The organism is Neorhizobium alkalisoli (assembly GCF_002968635.1).
Taxonomy (GTDB): Bacteria; Pseudomonadota; Alphaproteobacteria; order Rhizobiales; family Rhizobiaceae; genus Neorhizobium; species Neorhizobium alkalisoli.
In genome coordinates, this window is the sequence record NZ_PVBN01000005.1 from 82,977 (window position 1) to 104,945 (window position 21,969).

The 21,969-nt window shown below is 60.4% G+C and carries 18 protein-coding genes; 12 read left to right on the top strand and 6 right to left on the bottom strand.

All coding sequences use genetic code 11. From position 1 onward, the window contains the following. Positions 1-90: 90 nt before the first annotated feature. From C5L13_RS12750 to C5L13_RS12770, 5 genes are all read left to right on the top strand, one after another. On the top strand, positions 91-2,463 hold the full coding sequence (locus tag C5L13_RS12750; RefSeq protein ID WP_105383672.1) for an ABC-three component system protein: 2,373 nt from the start codon (positions 91-93) through the stop codon (positions 2,461-2,463). Further along, complete coding sequence (locus C5L13_RS12755) at positions 2,460-3,107, top strand: ABC-three component system middle component 1 (RefSeq protein ID WP_025091229.1); 648 nt, start codon at positions 2,460-2,462, stop codon at positions 3,105-3,107. Before C5L13_RS12750 ends, C5L13_RS12755 begins: the two co-directional genes overlap by 4 nt. Continuing rightward, positions 3,104-6,226 carry an AAA family ATPase gene (locus tag C5L13_RS12760; protein WP_105383673.1) on the top strand — a complete coding sequence of 1,041 codons (3,123 nt, stop codon included), beginning with the start codon at positions 3,104-3,106 and terminating at the stop codon, positions 6,224-6,226. The genes C5L13_RS12755 and C5L13_RS12760 overlap by 4 nt, the downstream gene beginning before the upstream one ends. Then, complete coding sequence (locus C5L13_RS12765) at positions 6,175-9,255, top strand: DEAD/DEAH box helicase (protein ID WP_245571244.1); 3,081 nt, start codon at positions 6,175-6,177, stop codon at positions 9,253-9,255. Before C5L13_RS12760 ends, C5L13_RS12765 begins: the two co-directional genes overlap by 52 nt. Before the next feature lie 447 nt (positions 9,256-9,702). After that, on the top strand, positions 9,703-10,227 hold the full coding sequence (locus C5L13_RS12770; protein ID WP_245571246.1) for a hypothetical protein: 525 nt from the start codon (positions 9,703-9,705) through the stop codon (positions 10,225-10,227). A 113-nt stretch (positions 10,228-10,340) separates the two neighbouring features. Here C5L13_RS12770 and C5L13_RS12775 read toward each other — a convergent pair whose 3' ends face one another. After that, complete coding sequence (locus tag C5L13_RS12775) at positions 10,341-10,898, bottom strand: methylated-DNA--[protein]-cysteine S-methyltransferase (protein WP_105383675.1); 558 nt, start codon at positions 10,896-10,898, stop codon at positions 10,341-10,343. Between the two features lie 189 nt (positions 10,899-11,087). Here C5L13_RS12775 and C5L13_RS12780 point away from each other — a divergent pair, with 189 nt between their 5' ends. Both C5L13_RS12780 and C5L13_RS12785 read left to right on the top strand, forming a co-directional pair. Beyond that, positions 11,088-11,762, top strand: a complete 675-nt coding sequence (locus tag C5L13_RS12780) for a 2'-5' RNA ligase family protein (RefSeq protein ID WP_105383676.1) — start codon at positions 11,088-11,090, stop codon at positions 11,760-11,762. Between the two features lie 83 nt (positions 11,763-11,845). Beyond that, on the top strand, positions 11,846-12,355 hold the full coding sequence (locus tag C5L13_RS12785; protein ID WP_105383677.1) for a VOC family protein: 510 nt from the start codon (positions 11,846-11,848) through the stop codon (positions 12,353-12,355). Here the strand turns inward: C5L13_RS12785 and C5L13_RS12790 are convergent. Both C5L13_RS12790 and C5L13_RS28995 read right to left on the bottom strand, forming a co-directional pair. Continuing rightward, a complete protein-coding gene (locus tag C5L13_RS12790; RefSeq protein WP_105383678.1) occupies positions 12,352-13,794 on the bottom strand; it encodes a methyl-accepting chemotaxis protein in 1,443 nt (480 codons plus the stop codon). The genes C5L13_RS12785 and C5L13_RS12790 overlap by 4 nt on opposite strands. A 128-nt stretch (positions 13,795-13,922) precedes the next feature. After that, on the bottom strand, positions 13,923-14,084 hold the full coding sequence (locus C5L13_RS28995) for a hypothetical protein (protein ID WP_170117260.1): 162 nt from the start codon (positions 14,082-14,084) through the stop codon (positions 13,923-13,925). Between the two features lie 176 nt (positions 14,085-14,260). On the opposite strand from C5L13_RS28995, the gene C5L13_RS12795 reads away from it, so the two are divergent. The 4 genes from C5L13_RS12795 to C5L13_RS12810 all read left to right on the top strand — a co-directional run bounded on the left by C5L13_RS12795 (position 14,261) and on the right by C5L13_RS12810 (position 17,363). Continuing rightward, the gene (locus C5L13_RS12795) at positions 14,261-14,614 is read left to right on the top strand and encodes an ArsC family reductase (RefSeq protein WP_105383679.1); all 354 of its coding nucleotides are present in this window, start codon (positions 14,261-14,263) and stop codon (positions 14,612-14,614) included. 2 nt (positions 14,615-14,616) lie between these two features. After that, positions 14,617-15,090, top strand: coding sequence for a Cys-tRNA(Pro) deacylase (ybaK, locus tag C5L13_RS12800; protein WP_105383680.1), 474 nt, complete (start codon positions 14,617-14,619; stop codon positions 15,088-15,090). Positions 15,091-15,098: 8 nt separating this feature from the next. Continuing rightward, on the top strand, positions 15,099-15,989 hold the full coding sequence (locus tag C5L13_RS12805; RefSeq protein ID WP_105383681.1) for an MBL fold metallo-hydrolase: 891 nt from the start codon (positions 15,099-15,101) through the stop codon (positions 15,987-15,989). Between the two features lie 120 nt (positions 15,990-16,109). Then, positions 16,110-17,363: an aminopeptidase gene (locus tag C5L13_RS12810; protein WP_105383682.1), complete on the top strand. Its 1,254-nt coding sequence runs from the start codon at positions 16,110-16,112 to the stop codon at positions 17,361-17,363. Between the two features lie 48 nt (positions 17,364-17,411). Here C5L13_RS12810 and C5L13_RS12815 read toward each other — a convergent pair whose 3' ends face one another. Continuing rightward, on the bottom strand, positions 17,412-18,521 hold the full coding sequence (locus tag C5L13_RS12815) for an endonuclease/exonuclease/phosphatase family protein (protein WP_105383683.1): 1,110 nt from the start codon (positions 18,519-18,521) through the stop codon (positions 17,412-17,414). Between the two features lie 210 nt (positions 18,522-18,731). Between C5L13_RS12815 and C5L13_RS12820 the strand changes: the two genes are divergently transcribed. After that, positions 18,732-19,673: a cyclase family protein gene (locus C5L13_RS12820; RefSeq protein WP_105383943.1), complete on the top strand. Its 942-nt coding sequence runs from the start codon at positions 18,732-18,734 to the stop codon at positions 19,671-19,673. Positions 19,674-19,676: 3 nt separating this feature from the next. Here C5L13_RS12820 and C5L13_RS12825 read toward each other — a convergent pair whose 3' ends face one another. Beyond that, positions 19,677-20,270, bottom strand: a complete 594-nt coding sequence (locus C5L13_RS12825; RefSeq protein ID WP_105383684.1) for an NAD(P)H-dependent oxidoreductase — start codon at positions 20,268-20,270, stop codon at positions 19,677-19,679. Beyond that, a complete protein-coding gene (gene xseA, locus C5L13_RS12830) occupies positions 20,270-21,880 on the bottom strand; it encodes an exodeoxyribonuclease VII large subunit (protein WP_105383685.1) in 1,611 nt (536 codons plus the stop codon). Before xseA ends, C5L13_RS12825 begins: the two co-directional genes overlap by 1 nt. Positions 21,881-21,969: the final 89 nt, after the last annotated feature.

The following is a 21,969-nucleotide window of genomic DNA, read 5'->3' on the forward strand; positions in this document are numbered from 1 at the left end:
GAGCGGGATAAGTGGTGTTCCGTTGTCCGTTGTTGCTTTGCCTGACCAGAACATTCGCTGTGAGCGCAAGTTTTACCTTGCTGATCTTATATGACGGTGGGGCTTCCTTTTGATGATTGGCTTCTGGTTGCAGGAAATCCTGCTGACAGCGGACTTCATTTCATCGGTGCATTTGATCGACGGATCACATTTTATTCGCAGCAGGTCCGCGCGCTGCGGCTCGCTCACGCCCTGAGTCGCCCCGGCAAACTGAAACCAAACGATAACATCGCAGTGGTCGGTGCGGGGGCGGCAGGTGTCACGGCCGCGCTTGGGCTAGCGTTGCTCGGTAACGACGTGACGCTATACGATCCAGCCGCGTCGATCTTGCAGTTGCAGAGCGCGTCACCCCGACTGTTGCACCCTCATATCTACGAGTGGCCGGGGTTAGGATCTCTGGATGACCGCGCGGGATTACCGGTCTTGGATTGGTCTGCGAACCACGGTGGCGTGGTTTGCACCCAGCTCAAGGCGGACTTCGACGCTGCGGAGGCGCGCCTGCAAAATCTTACCTTCAAACCGGCGCATACCTTGACGTCACTCGATCGGGCTGGGGCGCGGTGGCGGCTTGGGCTCACAACGAACGGCGCGATCACTCATCGTCAATTTGACCACGTCGTGCTCGCGATCGGATTCGGCGATGAAATTTCCTGTGGGGCCGCCATCCCTGTTCATTATTGGAAGCAAAATTCCACAGGATCGGCCGCGGCTGAACCGCACAGCCCGGCGACCTATATCGTCAGCGGCAATGGCGACGGTGGGCTCACCGACCTACTAAACCTGCTGATCCAGGATTTCGATCACGTCGGATTTACGCGGCGCTTCCTGAACTACTTTTCTGATGATGCGCTTCGCGTAACAACTGAAGCCGCGTGCGCTGGCGTAGCTGTCGGAGATGATCTCGAAACAGCATTCATCACACATCTTTTGCCGCTGTTCGGCGAGTGGGGCGTACTCGATCGGCTCAGCCAACTCCTACGATCCGACCGAAAGGTCACCATCAACAGCTTCGGTCCCTTGTTTGCCGCGGCAAAGGCAGCACAGCTCAACCAGGTGATGGTCTTCGCGGTTCTTGAGGCAGCGAAACAGGTCGACCGCCCGGTCCAGCGAAGTTCGGGGTACGTAACGGACGTCGTCGCAAGCGCCGGTGGCTTCCAGGTCAGCGGCCTGAATGTCGAGGGCGCACCTCTGACCGAGACGCTCGAACATGTCATCCTGCGGCACGGCCCTGACCGCGCGCTTCGCTATTCGCCCGCCGGCGCCCACTTCGAAGCCTATAGAGCGCATGTGACTGCGCTCCTTGCGGCGCGGCCCGACCTCAACGTGCCGCCTGTCCTTGATAGCGAGACCTATGATTTCTTTGAAGCGTACCGGATTGAGAAGCTAGAAGACCATGCGTCGCAACAAGCGTCTCAGATCAGTGTGGCCACCGCGAGGGCAACGCTGGTCATGGGGATTGATCCGGCAGCCCATGTTCCGGTCGAACGGGGAAGCCGGCGCCTTTTGGACATCGCCGACAAATGCGAGCGGCTGACCGGCAACATCGTTCTCCACCTCGCTGTCGCTCCCGCGAAGATAGCCGGGTCGGCTGACATTGTTCGTTTGGCGCGGGCCAGTGGTGGTCGCATCGTGCTCGTCGCCGGGCCTGATGGCGTGTCCGACTGGCAGAAGCTCGTGCCGACGATTGATGGAGTGCCGGCTGCGGTCTCACACTATCCTGCACTCGCGCTGGACATGACCGGATTGGGTGAGGCGATCGATGCTTGCCTGCTTCGCCTTTTGGATCAACGGGTCCGATCAGCCTTGGCTAGCTGTCACTGCGATACACTTGGTCCGCTCAACGGATCGATCGCCGGGGCTGTCGAACCGACGTGGACGGCGTGGCATGCCTCGCTGAAAGCCGACAAAGCGCTGCTCAGCGCCTTTCTGCGTTGGCTTGCCGATGTCGAGCAGGATGAACGTTCGCCTTGGAACGGCGATCATGCCAGCATCCCGCATCTCGCGACGGCACTTGTGATGATGCTGGCGACGCATCACGGCGAACCGCTCGAGCCGGCATTTGCCGACCGCGGCAATCTCAAATTCAGCCATAATGCGGTAGCTCTGGGCTCGGGATGCCAGATGGTCGGCCAACAACCCATCGCAATTTGGGACCAGCCTGACCAGTGGGGTGTCGATGCGCTGATCTTATCGGGCTCGTCAGAAGTCGAAGTCTTGGATCCGCCTGGCCGGGTTCTCGATGGCGGCAAGCTCGCCATGGGAATGGCGGCAGCGAGACGGGTACGTCCCGTGGTGATCCGCAACGACAAGCAATGGCGTGCACGCCTTATAGGTGATCTCGCTGTCTGGAGGGCCGCCGTAGAAGCGGAATTTGCAGCCTTGCGTGCGCGGCAGGACAAGGAACTAGAGGAGCTTTCCAAATGACTCCCGAAATCCTTAGAGACAAGCTCATAGCGTCAGCCAATTCGCTAGGATGGCCAGCGACGATTGAGCCAGACTTTGCATCGCCAAAATTCAGGGGGCGCCAGGACGCGTCTGCCGCGTCGCTGCCTGAAACTGCAATCGGCCTGCGTCTTGGCGCATACCCTCTCTTGGTGGCACCCATTCCCTTGAATAGCAGCGAGGCAATGCAAACGTCGCTCAAAGCGCTGCATAACCAGATGGTGATCGCCCGCTCGTATATGCGCGCTGAAGAGGTGATCAACGCCCACATCATGCTTTGTGTGACGGCGACGGATTCCCAGGCCGACTGGCGGGGTATTATTGATCTTGCCGAAAGGGACGAGACCGTTTGCCGGAAAGTGGTCTGGATGCCGGACTCGGATGCCTTGGATGTATCCTATGACCTTTTCCTAGCGCGAACATTTCTGGCTCAACCTTGGCGTTCGCTAGAAGCGGTTCTTAACGCGCCACTCGATCATAACCAGGGACTCGCTGAGCGCATCCTCGTCAAGCACGGGCTGTCCGAACCTACGGCCACGCGGTGGGTTGCGCTTGCAGAGACCTACAAGGATGACCCAGACGGATTGATCCCGCAGTTGGTCGCCGCCCGGGAGCAATCCAAATGACACCGCTGTATCTGAAGCGCGTTGCACTTAGACAGTTTCGAAGCTTTGCCAAGCTCGACGTAGATCTGCCGGCACAGCCTGGCGTGCTTATTGTCCACGGCAGCAATGGGTTGGGCAAATCCTCTCTGTTCGATGCGCTTGAATGGGCGCTATCCGACCGGATCGACCATTTCCGCGACGCAAACGGCGTTAATAAGCCTGGAACCTACCTGTGCCGCTGGCGGGAGGGAGAGCCCGGGCCGACCAGCACGACAATGGTATTCTCGGATGAGAGCACCGTCGAACGAAGTTTATTGTCCGCTAGGTCGACCAAGTCGCAGCTCGGCGGCAACGTTCCTGATATTACCGCATTTCTGCGTGCGCCGGCATGGCAGCAGCGCATTTCGGAATTACAGCGCTATCTCTTGCTGACCCACTTCTTGGGGCAGTCGACCCTCTCGCGGTTAACCTACCGAAAGTCTACCGAGCGGTTCGATATTCTTAAGGAAGCTGCTCAGAGCACGGCTATTGAGGCAATTGCCAACGCTCTCCATGGTCAGGGTAACACCACGGTCGTTCGCGCCTACGCCCGGCAAATCGAAGCCTTTGAGCGAGATGCCAAGAGCTTGGGTGACCTTCTGGAGCAGGAGGCTGCACTATGGGCTGAAGCGCAAATCTCGGGCGCAATCGATGAGGCCAGCGCGGATGCCGAGGCCCGCCGGATTGCGGAGCAGTTGTCGCGCGCGCGGCTCGGCGATCTGGAAGCCTCTGATACGCCGGCTGTCGAAACCGAGCCAACGATCGATCGGCTGCAGGCCACGGCAGATCGGATTGAGCGCGAATGTCTTTCCGCCGAAGCCCAATTGGGAGACGCGCGGCGTCTCCACGGCGAACGGCAGCGCGTTCTAACGGACATCGCCGAAGTGGGAGCGTCGCGCACCGCTACACAGACGCGACTGGACGCGCTCGCCGGCGAGCTTGAGCAGGCTCAGAAGCTTCAGAGTGGTCGGCGTAGGGACGTTGCGACCCATCAGGAGGAAGCGGTTGGCGCGTCTACGGCCGTTTCGCGTCTGCGGGAGTTGCGCGACGCGCGCGCTTTGGTCGCTAGACTGGTGACCGAACATCGCGAGGGTGCCGCTGCGAGGGCGGCTGCCGATCAGGCAAAGATCGTAGCGGAGCGCGATGTCACGCTAGCCGAGCGCAGGCGGCAAATCTTACAGCGACTAAACGGCGAAATTCGCCAATGTGATCAGGAGATCGATGGCCTGCGTGACAGCGTGACGATGGTCGATCAGGCGATCGCGTGCGAGGCTCGCATTCTGGACCAATCGAACGGGCTTGCTCAACTCGAAGCCGACAATCCGAACATCGATCGGGCCGTGGAAAGTGGCGAAGAAGTCGCAACGGCCGCGGCCGACAGCGTCACCGCACAGACCGCAGTTGTCGAGGGCCTTCGCGACACCGTCGACACGATGTCTAACGCAATCGCATCGATCGCGACGCACTTGCCCGCAGATGCATGCGACTGCCCGCTCTGCGCGACCCCCTTTGACAGTGCATCGGCTTTGCGGGCTCGGGTTTCGACCGCTGCACAGCGCCTCGCACCTGCCCTCGTCGCCCAGGAGGAAACGCTTAAGACCCTGTCGGCCGCTCGTGACGCCCGTGCAGCCGAACTCCAGCAACTGCGAGGCGTACAGTCGGCCATCCGTTCAGCCCGGGCGGCGCTAGACGTTGAGCGAGAGCAACGAGTCCGACTGCTCTCCCGCCTTGAAGGTGACCCAACGGACGGCCCCGCCGACCTAAGCGCGAGACGAGCGCGTTTGGCTGATGCCATCGCCGCAATTAGCGCGAGACGCCACCGAAAGGCCCGTTGGCAAACACACCCAGCCTTGGGTGGTCAGGCATCGAACGTCGAACACTCGCGCGCCATCCGCACACGCGACGCAGCGCAACGGACGCTGGACGCCGCCACCCGCACGTCCGCAGACCTCGCAGCCGCTCTCGAAAGGGCGAGGATGGATGAGGCTAACGCAAATTCCGCAGTGAGCTTGGATCGCGAAATTGGTCCCAATGACCTCTCGCGGATGCTTCAGGAAGCAGAGGCAACGTCACGCCGTGCTGAGGAGGCCTCCGCTGCCGCAACGCGGGCGCTAGCAGACGCCGACACCGCTGTCGCTGCGCTCGAAGCGGATCAGGCCGGTTTGAGAGCGCGTCTGGTAGAAATCGATTCCCGAAAGACCAATCTTGATCAGACGCAGCGGAGGATCGGTGACGACTGGCTCGCCCTGCAGAGGTTCGGCTCCGCTCCGGATCTTGCACCTGTGCAGACCCTCGAACGTCACATTGCCAGCTCGAGACTGGCGGTCAAGGAAGCGACGGCGCAACTTTCGCGTCTGCGCGAAGGGCGTCTCGCTTGGGCCCGGCAGCTCAGCCATCGCGCCGTGCTCGAGCAAATCCGGGAGCAGGTTGATGGGCCGCCAAACGGGACACGCGACGAGTTGCTAACGAGCGCTACATCGCTTCGTGCCCGAAAAGAGGCTGACGCCGAGGCAGTCCGCCAAGTCAAAGAGATTGCTAAGGGTGCGAGCGCCGATATCAGCGCCGAATTGGAGGACTTCAATTCGGAATACATCAAGCCCCTTGGGTTCTTGATGTCGCGGATTAACCAAGCGATTCTGTGTGACCCACGTGTTGGGATCGATCTGCACGTCAAAAAGAAGAAGATTGAGCAGAGCGCTGTTAAGGGAGGTGAAGTTCCGAAGGCGGTCGGAGAGATCGATCCGGTGCTCGTTCACAGCGAAGGTCAAATGGCTGCTCTTGCGGTCAGTATGCTGTGCGCCGCAAGCCTGACTTTCCCCTGGTCGCGATGGAAGGCGCTCGTTCTTGACGATCCTTTACAGCACAATGACTCGATTCATGCAGCGGCGTTCGCAGATCTGATGGGCAACCTGGTCAGCGCGGAGGGATATCAAATTCTTCTCTCGACCCATGACGTCGCCCAAGCCGAGTTTCTGCAGCGCAAGTTCCGTTCGCGCCGCATCCCCTGCACGACGTTGAACTTGCTAGGGCTTGGCAAGGATGGTGTGGAGTGGTCCGTCCAATCCTCATCTTCGATCAGCCCACACGCAGCATCGGCTTGAGAGGCGATATGGCGACGAGAGCGATCTTTGTCGGCGTGAACAAGCATCGGGACCCTGCGATTCCAGAGCTCGGCGGTGCGCGACGGGACGCCACAGCTCTCTGGGCTCTGTTCACCGACACGATAGAGGGGCTTTCGGCACATCTCCTTGTCGACGAGCGGGCGACCCATGCGGATGTATCTGGCGCCATCCTCGGCGCGCTTGACTCGGCGCAAGAGGACGACGTCGTTATCTTAGGCTTCGCCGGCCATGGGTCGCCGGATGGCAGCCTGGTGCTCTTTGACACAGATGCTGCGGACCTGTCGGGGACCGCGCTTCCGATGGCTTCCTTGGCGGAGGCCTTTAAGCGAACCAAGGCCAGGGCGGTGCTGTGCATCTTGGACTGCTGCTTCAGCGGCCAGGCGCCGGCGCGCGTCCTCGAAACAGAGGCCCGCCCACGCAATGCCTTCGCCCTGGCGGAGGTTTACGGCGAAGGCCGCATCCTCCTTGCAGCCTGCGGGACGAATGAAGCCGCATGGGAGCAGCCCGGGACGGGACACGGCCTTCTGACCTACGCCACCATCCAAGCCCTGACCAAGGCTGCGGGCGAAACGGTCAGCTTCCCAGAGGTGGCCGGCGAGATCATTCGCCTTGCCCGCGTCGAAGCCGAGAAAATTTGTGTGACCCAGACGCCGGTGTTCCTCGGCACCGTTCAGGGTGGCCTTGTTTTTCCGGTCCTCAAACGCGGCGACAATTTTGCGGCGGCATTCCCGACGGTCGCCGTTCGGCAAATGTCGGGCTCCTTCGCTGAATTGGCCGAACACGGCTTCCCGCAGGAGATTGTCCAGCAGTGGGAGGAGCATTTTCCGCAGGGGTTGAATCCGCTGCAACTCAAGGCCGTCAATGAACATGGCGTTCTTGAGGGCAAGTCGTTGCTCGTCGTGGCGCCGACCAGTTCGGGTAAGACCCTGATCGGCGAAGTGGCCGCGATCCGCGCGGTCACGGCGGGGAAGAAGGCCGTCTTCCTTTTGCCGTACCGAGCCCTCGTGAATGAGAAATTCGAGGACTTCAGTGCGCGCTTCGCGCCCGCCGGGCTGCGGGTCATGCGATGCAGCGGCGACGCGTCGGATGGCGTTGGTCCGGTCATGAGCGGCCGATATGACCTCGCCTTCTTCACTTACGAGATGTTCCTCAATCTGGCGCTCGCATCGCCGCGTCTTTTGAATCAGCTTGGGTTGGTGGTCCTTGACGAAGGCCAGTTCATTACCGACCCGACGCGCGGCATCACCGTCGAGCTGATTTTTGCATTGTTGCTTCGGGCTCGAGAGCGCGGCGTCGAGCCCCAACTCGTCGTATTGTCGGCTGTAATCGGCAATCTCAACAGCTTCGACCGTTGGCTGGACCTGCCGCTACTGACTTCGCGGGAACGACCAGTCCCTCTGATCGAAGGCGTCCTCGATCGGCGAGGCGTCTTTCAGTTTGTCGATGTCGACGGGACGACCAAAACGGAAGCGCTGCTGCCATCACATCAAATCGTGCAGCGCAGAGACAAGCCGTCGTCGCAAGACGTCATTGTTCCCCTAGCCAAGCAGTTGGTGGCCAAAGGTGAGAAGCTTCTTGTTTTTCGGAACATGCGCGGCCCAGCTCAGGGCTGCGCCCGATATCTTTCGAGAGAACTCGGTCTCGCGCCTGCCACGGGCGTCATCGCCGCCTTGCCGACTCTGGATCTGACTGCGGCTTCGCAGGACCTGCGTGAATGCTTGCAGGGCGGTACGGCCTTCCACAACACAAACCTGCTTCGAGCAGAGCGCGAAGCGATCGAACGAGGCTATCGCAACGCCAACGGAGGCATTCACGTCTTGGCGGCTACGACGACGCTTGCTGCGGGAATCAACACGCCAGCCTCGACCGTCGTTTTGGCGGAGAACGAATTTGTTGGTGAGGATGGCCGGCCGTTCACCATTGCAGAATACAAGAACATGGCAGGCCGGGCGGGTCGCCTCGGCTACAATGAGATCGGGAAGGCGATTATCCTGGCTGACACGCCGATCGAGCGCGCCCAACTCTTCCAGAAATATGTCTTGGGAACGCCGGAGGACGTGAGGTCGTCGTTCCAGCAACGCGACCTGCCAACGTGGACGCTGCGGTTGTTGAGCCAGGTGCGTGGGGTGCGCCCCGAAGAAATCCCTGGCCTTCTTGTGAATACGTTTGGCGGATACTCTGCCTCTCGCGCCAATCCGCAATGGATCCGCATTGTAGAAGGAGACGTGTCAGCGCTGGTGGCGCGACTGCTGCAGGCCGGCCTTGCCGAACTCGATGGCGAGCTGGTGCATCTGACGCTGCTTGGAAGAGCCTGTGGCGCCTCGTCGCTGTCTTTTGAATCGAGCCTGCGCCTTATCGAACTGATGCGGCAGCTCAACGTGGCGCAGACCGATCCGGTCCAGGTGCTCGGCACCATTCAGGTCTTGGCCGAGATGGACGGCATTTACACGCCGGTGATGAAGCGCGGGCGGTCCGAGAGCGTGCGCGCAGGTGACGTCGCACAATGCTTCGGACATGCGATGGCGCAAGGGCTTCAGAGGTACTGCCGTGACGAGTTTGAGTTCTGGGCACGATGCAAGCGTGCATCGATCCTGTTCGACTGGGTCGAGGGTACATCGGTTGATGAGCTGGAGCGTCGCTATTCGACCACTCCGTTCCAGGGTGCGGTTGGGTACGGGGATATCATTCGGATCGCTGACGGTGCGCGCTTCCACCTACGATCCGCGCATCAGATCCTGTCGGCGCTATTTCCCGACCAGCCAGCGTTCTTGGACGCCCTCGATGAATTGCTACGAAGGCTCGAGTTCGGGCTGCCGAAAGGCGCGCTCAAGCTGATCGATCTGCCTGTTGCACTGTCTCGCGGGCAGTATCTCGGACTGTTTGCGGCTGGTGTAGGGACGGTCGAAGCGGCATACGCTCTCGATCAGGACACACTCGTTCGCTGTGTGGGTCCTGACGCGGCGAAACTCGTTCGCGAAGCGGAGGCGATCGGCCGTGCTCCGCGATAGATGGCGAAACCACGCTTTTCGCCTTTCGGCGAAAAAATCCAATGATTTCAAAAGCCCGGTTTTTCGACGGTGTGCCTGACGGTATAGGGCCGCGCGAGAATTTTTTTGACAAGCAAAATCAATTGGTTGTAGGTGCAGGAAATAATCGAGTGGGAGTAGAGGGAAACCGCGTTGTCGGATCGGCCTTTTCGCCGCCGTACTAATGCGACGGTGTCTCTAGCTGATCTGCCTTGAATTGCTTCGACCCGGAACGGGTCGTCGGGTCGCGCGTTTGGAGGATAGAGACGGCGGCGAGCGTGCATGCATCACAATGCGCCGCGAGGCGCCCAGTCCAATTGTTGCCGCGATCGGGAATATGCGAAGCGCCGCAGTCGTCGAAGAAACGACCATACACTCGCCATGTCCGCGGCAATGGGGTGCTGGCGTCGCCGCTCCAAAGGAAAGTACATGAGTGCCTTCTCTCTTTCATCGGACGGGAAACTTGCGATAAGGGCGAGCGAGACCTCGTCCAAAAATGATTTCGACTATTTGGTGGGCAACTGGAACATCAGAAATCGTACATTGAAAGAACAGCTGGTCGGCAACGACGAGTGGGAGGAATTTGACGCGACCCAGGAGTTCCGCCCGATCTTGCTGGGCTTGGGCAATTTCGATATTTTTCATACGGAGTTTGGCGGAAAGCCATTCGAGGGCCTCACCGTGCGGTTGTTCGATCCGCAGACACGTCTGTGGACGATCTACTGGGCCGACACCCGCACGGTCAAACTCGACAGCGGAAAGGTGGGCTCGTTCGATGGCGACGAAGGCGAATTCTTCGGCCGTGAGGTCGTCGCCGGCAAGGACGTTATCGTGAAGTTCCACTGGGACAAGCGCAACCCGAAAACACCGATTTATAGCCGTGCGTTCTCCGCTGATGCAGGCACAACGTGGGAATGGAATTGGTACTCAAACTTTTCACGACGGATTGACTGAATTGGCCCCAAACGAAAAGGTCGCTCTTCTCCAAGCGGCCTTTTCGCGCCGCGCAACTAAGCGGAGGTGACGCCAGGCAGGCCTGCCATCTCAGCACCACACGGGTCCCCGGCCTAGAAGCCGAGCGATTGCTGCGCCGGTTCCGGCGGGTCGAGCCTGACGCCTTCCAGTTCGAGCATCCGGGCCTTGGACACGGCGCCGCCGGGTGCCGAAAAGCCGCCCAGCTTGCCGCCGGCGGCAAGTACCCGATGACAAGGAATGAGCAGCGCCACGGGGTTCTTTGCCATCGCCTGGCCGACATCCCGGGCCGCCTGCGGACCTGCACCCAGCTCCTTGGCAATGGCGCCATAGGTGGTCGTATGGCCCCAGCCAACCTGTCGAGCGGCAGAATAAATCTCCCTGAAGAAATCGTCCTGATCATCGAGGTCCAACGGGAAGCCCGAAAAATCCACCGGCTCGCCGGCAAAGTAGCGCTTCACCGCCTCGACGGCTTCCTGAATTTTCGCGGTCGGCATTCCCGGGCTGGCCGTCGGCAGGCGGCGAAGAAGCAACCGTTCCGTCGACTCCGCGGCCTTGGTAGGGAGCTGAAAACGCGCGATCCCCTTGTCGTTCCAGGCAATTCCACAGAAACCGCCAGCCGTTTCAAAGACGAGATATTGATGCGTAGCCATGGGCAAACCTCCACATGTCGATGTGTCAAGAATCGTGCTTCTTGCCAGGATATTCAACCCGTTTCTTGCCGCAGGGGCGCCGGACCGCGCAAAAAGTCGCCCGGCCGGCGAGGCGCATGTTCCTCTTTTGTTCTTTACTCCCGGCGCCGATCCGATTACTCTGCGCGCAACACAAATTGGAGCACGGGGATGGGAAGCAGGGGGACCAATCGGAAAGTCGCTGCCGACCAGCTCCTGCTGTTCGACAAGGACGAATGGCCGTCCACGCCGACTGCCGTTACCGGACCCAAGAGCAAGCTGATGTTCGTTCTTCGACCGACAAATCCGGTGGCCTTGCGGATGCATGAGGATGCCACGACTCATTTGGCAGTTCAGCGCGGACGGGACGCCTACCCGCCACATCTGCTGCATATGAGCCTGCTTTGCATGGGCCAGTTCGACAAACCTCCGACGCGGCTCATCGAGAGAACGAGAGCGATCGCAGCCGGAATACAGGCGCGGCCAATTCCGATAACCCTCGATAGCGCCGGCCTGTTCGGCAACAGCCGACATCTTGCTCTCTATCGTCCGAAGGGCAATGGGTTGGTGAACCAGTTCGTGGGGATGCTTGGCCGTGCCTTGGCTCAAAACAATCTTCCGGGCTTTCAAGCGAATGCATTCATGCCGCATGTGACGCTGGCTTACGACTGCAGAGATATCGAGCCCCTGCCCCTCGCACGCAACTACGCGTGGATCTCCGGCGAATTCATGCTCGTCTATAGCTACCACGGCCAAGCCCGCCACGAAGAGCTTGGACGATGGGCTTTCGATCCGAAGGCCGTGCCCTACCCGTCGAATTTCGAACAATTGAAGCTGGCGGTCTGAATGAAGGAATATTTTTCGGAGCCATGTCGGATCGGTCGGCTCCGCCACGTTCTAAGAACGGTCACACGATAGAGGAGAGCAAAATGGCCATCCAGAAGCACAAGATCGTCCCGCATCTCTGGTTCGAGAACAATGCGGAAGAAGCCGTCAATTTTTATATATCGGTGTTTAAAAACTCGCGCATCACCGACGTTTCCCGTTATGGCGATGTCGGACCCGGCCCCAAGGGCCAGGTAATGGCCATGGGCTTCGAGCTTGAAGGCCAGAGCTTTGCAGCGATCAACGGAGGACCGTGGGCAAAATTCAACGGCGCGGTCTCGTTCCTCATCCATTGCGAGACGCAGAAGGAGATCGACGGATATTATGAAAAGCTGGCCGAAGGCGGGCAGGAACAGCCCTGCGGCTGGCTGACGGATCGGTTCGGTCTCGTCTGGCAGGTCAACTACGCCAAGCTGCCGAAAATGCTGACGGACAGCGATGCTCTCCGGGCCAACCGCGTGATGGAGGCGATGCTGTCGATGAAAAAGATCGACATCGCCACACTGGATGCAGCCTATGAAGAAAGTACTACCTTGGAAGCCGCGCGAGCCTAGACCCGGATCGCCAGGCGCAGGCCACCCCAATGGCGGCCGTTGACGGTGATCGGGGCGGAAATATCCTTCATCAGCACGAACTGACCGCCACCCATGTCGCGGCGATAGGTCTGCAGAAGGAAGGGTTCCGTGTTACGGCCTGCGGCGAGCCCGACGCGATCGTTGAAGATGCGCCGATTGCGGCAATTGGCAGTGTTCCAGGTCGGATCACCGGGGCGCTGGCGCTGCGAGAATTTGCGGTTATGGGTCGGCAGGTAGCCATTTTCGTCCACCGCCGCGCAGAAGGCGATACGCTCGTCGCTTTCCGGCGACGCTTCCTGGATCGGCGGCAGGACAGTGTCTGTGAATTCGGTAAAGCGGGTCATGTACTGAACGGGGTCAGAGCCGGGGATCGCCGCATATTGCCGGTCGAAGAGCGAGGCCATGTCGATACGGCCGGATTTGACGCCCGCTTCGAAAGCGGCTGAGACATCCGCGGCAAGCGTTATCACCTGTCGGATGTAGGGACTGTCCGGCGTCTCCACGCCGGCATTCGCCGTCGCCTGTATCATCCGCTCGGAAATCGTCACCATATCGCCGACGCGAGCAGAGGTCTGCTGAAGCTGATCGTTGGATTTCAGGATGGCGCTGGCAGCGGAGGCAATCGAGGAAGCGAATTCACCGCACTGCCGGTCGACGGTTTCGGTGGTGCCGGCTAGGGCGGATGCATTGTCGAGAATCCGTGTCATGACGTCTTCGACGCCCTTGAAGGACCCCTGCACTTTCACCGCGGTCGTCTTTACACCTTCGGCGGAACGGCTTGCACCCTCGCCGGCCGCCACAAGCCGGTCGATACGGCTGTTCAGCTGGTCGAGCGTTGCCTGAATGGAACTGGTCGTTTGAGAGGTCTGCAGGGACAGCGCCCGAACCTCGGCTGCGACCACCGCAAAACCCTTGCCCGCGTCGCCTGCTCGCGCGGCCTCGATCGCCGCGTTGAGCGCCAAAAGGTTCGTCTGCCGGGCAATCGTGCCGATGGCGTCGGCCAACCGCCCGACGTCACCCAGCGCGGCGGAAAACAGCTTGATCTCCGCTCCGATCTCCTGCGAGGCATTGACCATATGGTCGATGGCGGTGACGGAACCGGAAAGCTGCTCGGCCTGCGCGCCCAATACCTGGCGGGCGCTCGCGGTCAGTTCATCGGATTCGTGCAGTGAGCGAGCGATCTGGCCGTTGGCTTCGGCGATCGATTGGGCGGATTGCGTCAGACGCCCCAGAAGTGCAGCATGCTGTGAAGACTGAGCGGCGGTATCCTGGACAGCCCCGGCAATATCGACGAGGTGGAGACCAAGAGCCGAAGCCTCGCCCGCCAGCTTGACGACGGAATGCTTCAATACTTCTGCATCGAGCGCCTCCGAATCCGGCCGCTCGGCTATTTTAAAGACCTGTCCGCTCACGCTCACCTCGACCTCCCAAATATTAGGAGACAATAGGATAGCTATGGTTAACGGACAGTTTCCGCGCGCAATGCGCGCGAAACTATACTTTAGGATGAAGCCTCTACACTCGCGGCTGTTACACCGGAAGCAATTTAGACGAGCTTGTCGAAAGCGTTGGGGTCAATGCCGAGGGTGTTCAGATCACGGCTCGTCGGACGACGATGGTTTTCTACGGCAGCCGAAACTGCAATTGCGGCGCTGACGACGGCAAAGGCGCGACCAAACGCACCACGGTTCTTCTTCTGTACGGTCATGATATTCTCTCCTTTTCTTTCCTTCTGCTGAAATATGAGGTCGGACCGTCTTTTGTGCAACGCACAACAGAACAAGGGAGCCATGCAACTGTCACATAACGCCAGTTGAGCCAGATCAACGACTTGCATGGAGAGGGTGCCTCTTGATATCGATCCCTCATGGCAAGGGGTATTCGATGGCAATCACGATCTACGGCATCAGGAACTGCGATACGATGAAGAAAGCCCGCGAGTGGCTGGACCGCAGGGGTGTCACCTATGACTTTCATGACTACAAGGTCGCCGGCATTGATCGCACGTTTCTGGAAGCGTGGACGAGCCGCGCCGGCTGGGAGATCGTGCTCAACCGTGCCGGGACGACCTTCAAGAAACTCGATGAAGCCGACAAGGTTGGCCTCGACCGCCAGAAGGCGATCGATTTGATGCTCGCTCAACCTTCGATGATCAAGCGCCCGGTGCTTGAAGCCGACGACAAGCTGATCGTCGGCTTCAAGCCCGAGATCTACGAGGAGGCGTTCGGCGGGAACTGAGCATGTCCAAGACAACTCGCGCCACACAGACCCTGGAGAAGGCGGACGTCGCCTTTACTGTCGTGACCTATGACTACGACCCGAATGCCGATCGGATCGGCCTGCAGGCGGCGGAAGCGATCGGCGAAGATCCTTGCCGGGTTCTGAAGACGCTCATGGCAGAGGTCGACGGCAAGCCGGTCTGCGTCGTCGTACCGTCCGATCGCGAGGTGTCGATGAAGAAGCTGGCTGCCGCCTTCGGCGGCAAGTCGGCGGCCATGATGAAGCCGGCGGAAGCCGAGCGCGCCACCGGTTATCACGTCGGCGGCATCAGTCCCTTCGGCCAAAAGAAGTTGGTACCCACGGCGATCGAAATCACTGCACTCGACGAGCAGCACGTGTATATCAATGGTGGGCAACGCGGCTTGCAGGTCCGGCTTGATCCGAAAGCGGCTCGCGATGTCCTGAAGGCGATTGCCGCCCCATTGGTCGCGTGAGGCTCCCCATGCTTGAGATGATCGAGACGCTTCGCATCCTTCAACCTTATCCGGGCATCTTCGCCTATTACGACGGCCGTGTGGCCGCCAAGCGGCTATATTCGGAAGCTGCAAACTGGTTGGACGACGGCGCCTATTCTCTCGGCGTATCCTCCTATGCCGTCGTCAATCAAGGCGAGGCGCTGGTCTACGACACGCATATCTCCATCGAGCACGCCAAGGTGATCCGGCGTCACCTACAAGATCTTGGCGTCACCAAGATTCGCGTCGTGCTGAGCCACTGGCACAAGGACCACATTGCCGGAAATGCCGTATTCACTGATTGCGAGATCATCGCCCTCCAGCTGACTGCGGAGAAACTCGCGCAGAACCGCGAGAAGATAGAGAGGGCAAATCCGCCGATCCTGCCACTGGTCATGCCGACAACCATTTTCGAAGAACGGCTCGAGTTCACGGTCGGCCATCGCAACGTGGAACTGCACCACTTCGCAATCCATAGTGCCGACGGCAACGTTCTATGGCTGCCCGATGAAAAGCTGCTGTTTGCCGGCGATACGCTCGAGGACACGGTCACCTATATTTCGGAAGCCGCCGAGATCGGGACGCATATCGCCGAGCTTGCGCGCATGCGGAGTTGGTCGATCGGAAAAGTGCTGCCGGCGCATGGCGATGCGGACCGTATCGCCTCCGGCGGATATGAACCGAGCCTGATCGACGCCAACCGCGCCTATCTTCAGCGCCTGGCAGGCGCTTTCGCCGCCGGCAGACCGGTGGAGCCGTTACTTCGGTCCTTCGTCGCGGAAGAGATCGCCTCGGGCGCGGTTATCTATTTCGCGCCCTATGAGGCAGTTCATGCAAGCAACATTGCGGCGGTCGAAGCCGCGCTGAGGCAAGCTTAGCGGCGGCCGCGATACCTTCAGCATGGTTCTTTGGTGCCGGTTTGTCGGCTTCGCGTCTTCATTTTCGCCTCAAAGCTCTTTAAGTCTCATCACCCGGATAGAGAAAGCAGAGGGCCATCCATGACAATCGTGCCGAATTTTCAAACCGTCGTTGATCCTCAGAAACTCGAAAAGCTGGCGGAAGTGGCCGTCAAGGTGGGTCTCAGGCTCGAAAAGGGCCAGGATCTCGTGATCACGGCACCGCTTCCCGCCCTGCCGCTCGTGCGCCTCATCACCAAACATGCCTACAAGGCCGGTGCCGGTCTCGTCACCACGTTCTATTCCGACGAGGAAACGACGCTCGCCCGCTACGAGCACGCTCCGGACGCCAGCTTCGACAAAGCCTCCGAATGGCTCTACGAGGGCATGGCCAAGGCTTATGCGAACGGGGCGGCACGGCTCGCGATCTCAGGAGACAATCCGATGCTGCTCGCAGCTCAGGACCCCGCCAAGGTGGCTCGCGCCAACAAGGCCAATTCCATGGCCTACAAGCCGGCACTCGAAAAGATCGCCAATTTCGACATCAACTGGAACATCGTCTCCTATCCCAATCCCTCCTGGGCGCGCCAGGTCTTCCCGGGAGTTCCCGACGATGTTGCCGTCGGCAAGCTCGCGGAGGCGATTTTCGCGGCCTCGCGCGTCGATGTCGCCGATCCCGTGGCGGCGTGGGAGGAGCACAACACCAACCTCAGGAAACGCTCGGCCTGGCTGAATGGCGAGCGGTTCTCGGCACTCCGCTTCACCGGCCCCGGCACCGATCTGACGGTGGGCCTTGCCGATGGCCATGAATGGCATGGCGGAGCGTCCACCGCCAAGAACGGCATCACCTGCAATCCGAACATTCCGACCGAAGAGGTCTTCACGACGCCGCATGCGCTCAAGGTCGAGGGTTACGTCTCGAGCACCAAGCCCCTGTCACACCAGGGCACGCTGATCGACAACATCCAGGTGAGGTTCGAAGGCGGCCGTATCGTCGACGCCAAGGCTTCAAAGGGCGAGGAAGTGCTGAACAAGGTGCTCGACACGGACGAGGGCGCCCGGCGGCTCGGCGAGGTGGCCCTCGTGCCGCACTCCTCGCCGATCTCGAAGAGCGGCGTGCTTTTCTACAATACCCTTTTCGACGAAAACGCCTCCTGCCACATCGCGCTCGGCCAATGCTATTCGAAATGCTTCCTGGACGGTGCGTCACTCAGCCAGGATCAGATCAAGGCGCAGGGCGGCAATTCCAGCCTCATTCATATCGACTGGATGATCGGCTCCAACCAGGTCGACATCGACGGCATCAAAGCCGATGGCGTCAAGGTTCCGGTCATGCGCAAGGGTGAGTGGGCCTGAGGCGCCGGACCGGCGATCTCTCGTCGCCGGTCCCATCCAGATTATTCGTCAGATATCGAGGTCAACCCAGATGGCGGCATGATCGGACGCCGCCTGGTTCGGGCTTATGATCTGCGGGTAGGTCTCCCAGCGCTTCGGCCTTGATCCGGGCCAGGCGCCCTTGCGGAACACCCCACCCCGCTCGACCGTCTCGAAAAGTTTGGGCGAGAGCAGAAGGTAGTCGATCTTGTTGTCGGCATTGCCGAGCCCGAAAGTCCCCGGATGGCCTCCGTCATCGAATTGCGGATGGACAAAGGCGTCCTTGAGCGACGTCTGCATCAAGGGCGCAAGAGGCGCGCTGTCAGGCGTGTCGTTCAAGTCACCGATGACGGCGATGTATTCGAAGCCGGCCGACAACAATTGTTCGTAGATTTCCGCAACCCGGGTCGCCTGGGCCTTGCGACGCGCATCGGACGACTGAGCGCTGCCAAAACCCTTGCTCTTGAAGTGGTTGACCAGAACCACCAGCTTCGTCCCCCTTGGGGTGGTGATGTAGTATTCCGGGCAATCGCGGGAAAAGATCGGATCCCCATTTGTACCGCGATCGTCAACATGGCTGCGCATCGTGTCGATGGCGTAGTTCTCGCGGGTCATGATGCCGACATCGATCCCGCGATCGTCGTTGCCGTCGATGACCATCACCTGACGATAGGGCCTGCCTTCGACCGCCGGAAGAATCTGGTTGTTGAATGCCCAGAGGACTGGTCGGCTTTCCGCTTCGACAACTCCCAGAACATCCGCCTCGATGTCGTGCATCACGCGGGCGGTGTTGCGCATGGCCTCTTCGTCCACGGGCTCTTCACGCAATTCGAGTGATCCCACCCAGTCAATCCGTCCGTTGGCGGTGATGACGACACCACCGGTCCTCGGCCGCTTGAGGAGGTTGCCTCTATTGCGCCGGAGGATGACGAAAGGGCCGGTGTCGCTTTTCTCCATACCAAGCTCGACAACCAGTACCGCCATCCGAGCCTTGTCCGCGGGACTATACTTTACCTGCCCCAGAAGTTTGTCCAGCTCGGCAAACTGCTCCAGCACCTTTCTTCCTTCGGCCCAGGTATCGAGGTTCATCGCCTTCGCGCGATCGAACAGGTTCTCCACGTTGAATGCCGCCAACCTCATGTGTCCCTCCCGTTGTATCCCTCAGAAGGTAATACGCTTCTGTTGCAGTTGCATGTCCGGACAACCTGCCTCGGGAAGGCCGGACCCGGACGGCGAAAGAAACTGCTCCGAGCCAAGTTGACTTTTCCTCCGTTGCGGCCGGAGATTGAGAATGCCGGCATATTTCAGCTTCCGGCAGACGATGACGAAAAGCCAAAGAGGAAAGTCGCCATGTTTTGCTCATTTGTTCGTCTGGCCGCGCCTATTGCTGCGGCGCTTCTTGGTATTGCCCCGATCTCCACCGCATTTGCCGAGGACCCCGGGCTGTGGAAAGTCTATAACGAGACGCTCAAGGGCGCCAAATATGTCGACCTCACCCATACAATCACACCGAACATCCCGGTCTGGGCCGGCTTCGGCAAATCGCGTTTCGGCCAGGCAGCAGCCGGCACCGATCTCGAAGGTTTTGCGAAGAAGGGCGACACGTTCACATACGAAAAGCACGGCTTCAACGCCTCCACCTACGACCTCGCGACCGACCAGCTCGGCACGCAGCTCGATCCACCGGCCCATTGGGCCCCCGAATATGCCGCCATCGATGAAATCCCTGCGACCTATGCGGTGCGGCCGCTCGTGGTCATCAACATCGAAGACAAGGTGAAAACCGATGCGGGTTATCACCTGCAGGTCGCCGACATTACGGGTTTTGAGGAAAAGCACGGGCGCATACCGGAGGGCTCCGTCGTCTTCGTGCGCTCCGGCTGGTACAAGAAATGGCCGGACCCTTCGCTCTCCACAACCCGGCCCTTCCCGGGCGTTTCGCTCGACGCGCTGAAGTTCCTTCACCTGGAGCGAAAGATCCTGTTCCACGGACATGAGCCGCTGGATACGGATACAACTCCGACACTGGAAGGCGAGCACTGGCTGATGCATAACGGCTTCGCACAGGCCGAAGGCGTCGCCAATCTCGACAAAGTGCCGGAGACGGGTGCGCTTGTCGCCATCGGTTATCCGAAATTTGGGGGCGGAGTGGGCGGTTACGCCCGCTACATCGCGATCTGCCCGCCGGATTGGCAATATGGCGTGACAGTCGGGGCGGTCCCGGAAGCGCCGCTACAGAAGTTCGACAAACCTCTGCATTTCGACGACAAGGCGGGCATGCGCATTCGCTGAGATCTACCGGAGGTCCTGGAGCGCGGCCTTTACGCGCTCCAGATGTCGCCTGCGCTTACCGTCTGTTGCCCGATCCATGTCGTGCAGTGCAAGCATGCGGAAATCGACCTTCCGGTTGCAGAACACGGCAATGCCGCGCTTGAGCTGTCGCCGCACCGGATCGCCCATGTAGAATCTCACGACCCACCATGGAGAACCGGTGGTCGTGAAAACCCGGAAATGACGGATATTGGTAAGAAGCGGTACGATCCTGCCGCCGTCCTTGTCATGCCGGAATGCCACGCCGGGTGCGAAAACGCGGTCGAAGAAGCCTTTCAGCACCGCCGGCAGATTGAACCACCATTGCGGGAAGACCAGCATCAATGCCTCGGCCTCTCGCAGCCGCTTCACCAGACCGGCTACATCGGAGGTATCGTAAGGCACATCGAAATAACCGCGCCTCTCCTTCTCCGTGAGCCGTGGATCGAAGTTCTCGGCGTAAAGATCGAGAAAATCGACCGTGTGGCCATTCCCCTCCAGCGTTTCCCGGACAGTGAGCGCGACCGATGCGGCGAAACTTTCCGGCAAGGGGTGAGCCAGAACCAGAAGCACATGCATCAGAAAAGGCTGCCCTGTTTCGGCGCGTTGCCTGTGGGTTCGGCCTTGGCCGACCGCTTCTTCGGCTGGGGGGCAGAGCCTGCGCGCGGGCCGGCAGCCTCGCCTTCCTCGCTCGTGATGGCGGAGATCCGGCCATCGGCAAATTCCAATGACAACGCAAGCCCTTCGCCGATCCCGGCAGCCCGAGTGAGTGGTTTGTCATCCTCGCCACGCACCACCGCAAAGCCGCGCTTCAACACGTTCTTATGGGAAAGCGACTGCAGCACCCGATCCTGCGCCACGATCGCCGAGCGGCTGCGGAGGAGCGTATGCGACATGGCGGTATCCGCATGACGGCCAAGCGAGACCAGATGCTGATGTTCGCGCGCCAGTTGACCGAGCAGCCGCGGCGGCAGGGCAGACAGCGAAGCGCCCGCTTTCGACAGCCGATTATGCTCTTTCAGCAATTGCCGCTCCAGACAGCGCTCGCTGCGGGTGAGCCGATCCGCCAGCAATTGCCGCTGCTGGGTAAGCCTGTTGGTGAGCAGATCCAGCCTCAGACCGGCGGAAACGCGCTCGAAACTGCGCCGTTTGACGACCGTGGTGCGCTCCAGTCCGCGGCCGAGGCCCGCAGCGGCCTCATCGAACCGGCGACGTGGCAAAGCCAGCAACTGGTCGAGCGAAGGGAGCGCACGAACGAGCGCCCGCACCGATTGCCGCCGGTGATCCATCTGCCGGCTGGCGCAGCCGCGCAGCCGGGCCGTCAGGTTCGCTAGCTGAGCATCCAGATCGGCCTTCACCGGCACCGCCATTTCAGCCGCACCGGTCGGGGTCGGGGCGCGAACATCGGCCGCATGGTCGATCAGCGTCCAGTCCGTCTCATGGCCCACGGCGGAAATCAGCGGAATCCGGCTATCGGCCGCCGCGCGAACAACCGCTTCGTCATTGAAGCTCCAGAGATCCTCCAGACTGCCGCCGCCACGCGCGACGATCAGCACGTCCGGCCGCCTTACAGGTCCGTCCGGCTCGATCGCGTTAAAGCCGCGGATGGCCGCGGCCACCTCGTCACCGGAACCCTCGCCCTGCACCTTCACCGGCCAGACAATAACATGCACCGGGAAACGATCCGAAATGCGGTGCAGGATATCGCGGATAACCGCTCCCGTCGGGGACGTCACGACGCCGATGACATGCGGCAGGAACGGCAAGGGCCGCTTGCGGCTCTGGTCGAACAACCCTTCGGCGCCAAGCCTACGGCGCCGCTCGTCCAGCAGCGCCATCAGGGCGCCTGCGCCTGCCGGCTCGAGATTCTCGATGACGATCTGGTATTTCGACGAACCAGGGAAGGTGGTGACCTTGCCCGTGGCAATCACCTCCATGCCCTCCTCCGGGCGGAACTTGATCCGCGGGAAGGTGCCCTTCCAGATCACCGCGTCGATGCGCGCCCGGTCGTCCTTGAGGGAGAAATAGGCATGTCCCGACGAATGCTGTCCGCGGTATCCGGAAATCTCGCCCCTTACCCGAACATGGTCGAATGCAGTCTCGACTGTGCGCTTGATCGAGCCCGAAAGCTCCGACACTGAAAATTCGGTCAGGTTCGTCGGCGAATCGTTGGAGATGAGACTGGTCATTTCTTCCTTTTAGAGGATATGCCCGGCAAATTCATCACCGCAGTCGCCACAGAACCGTGGACGATCAAACCCAAACCAGCGCGCCTCGA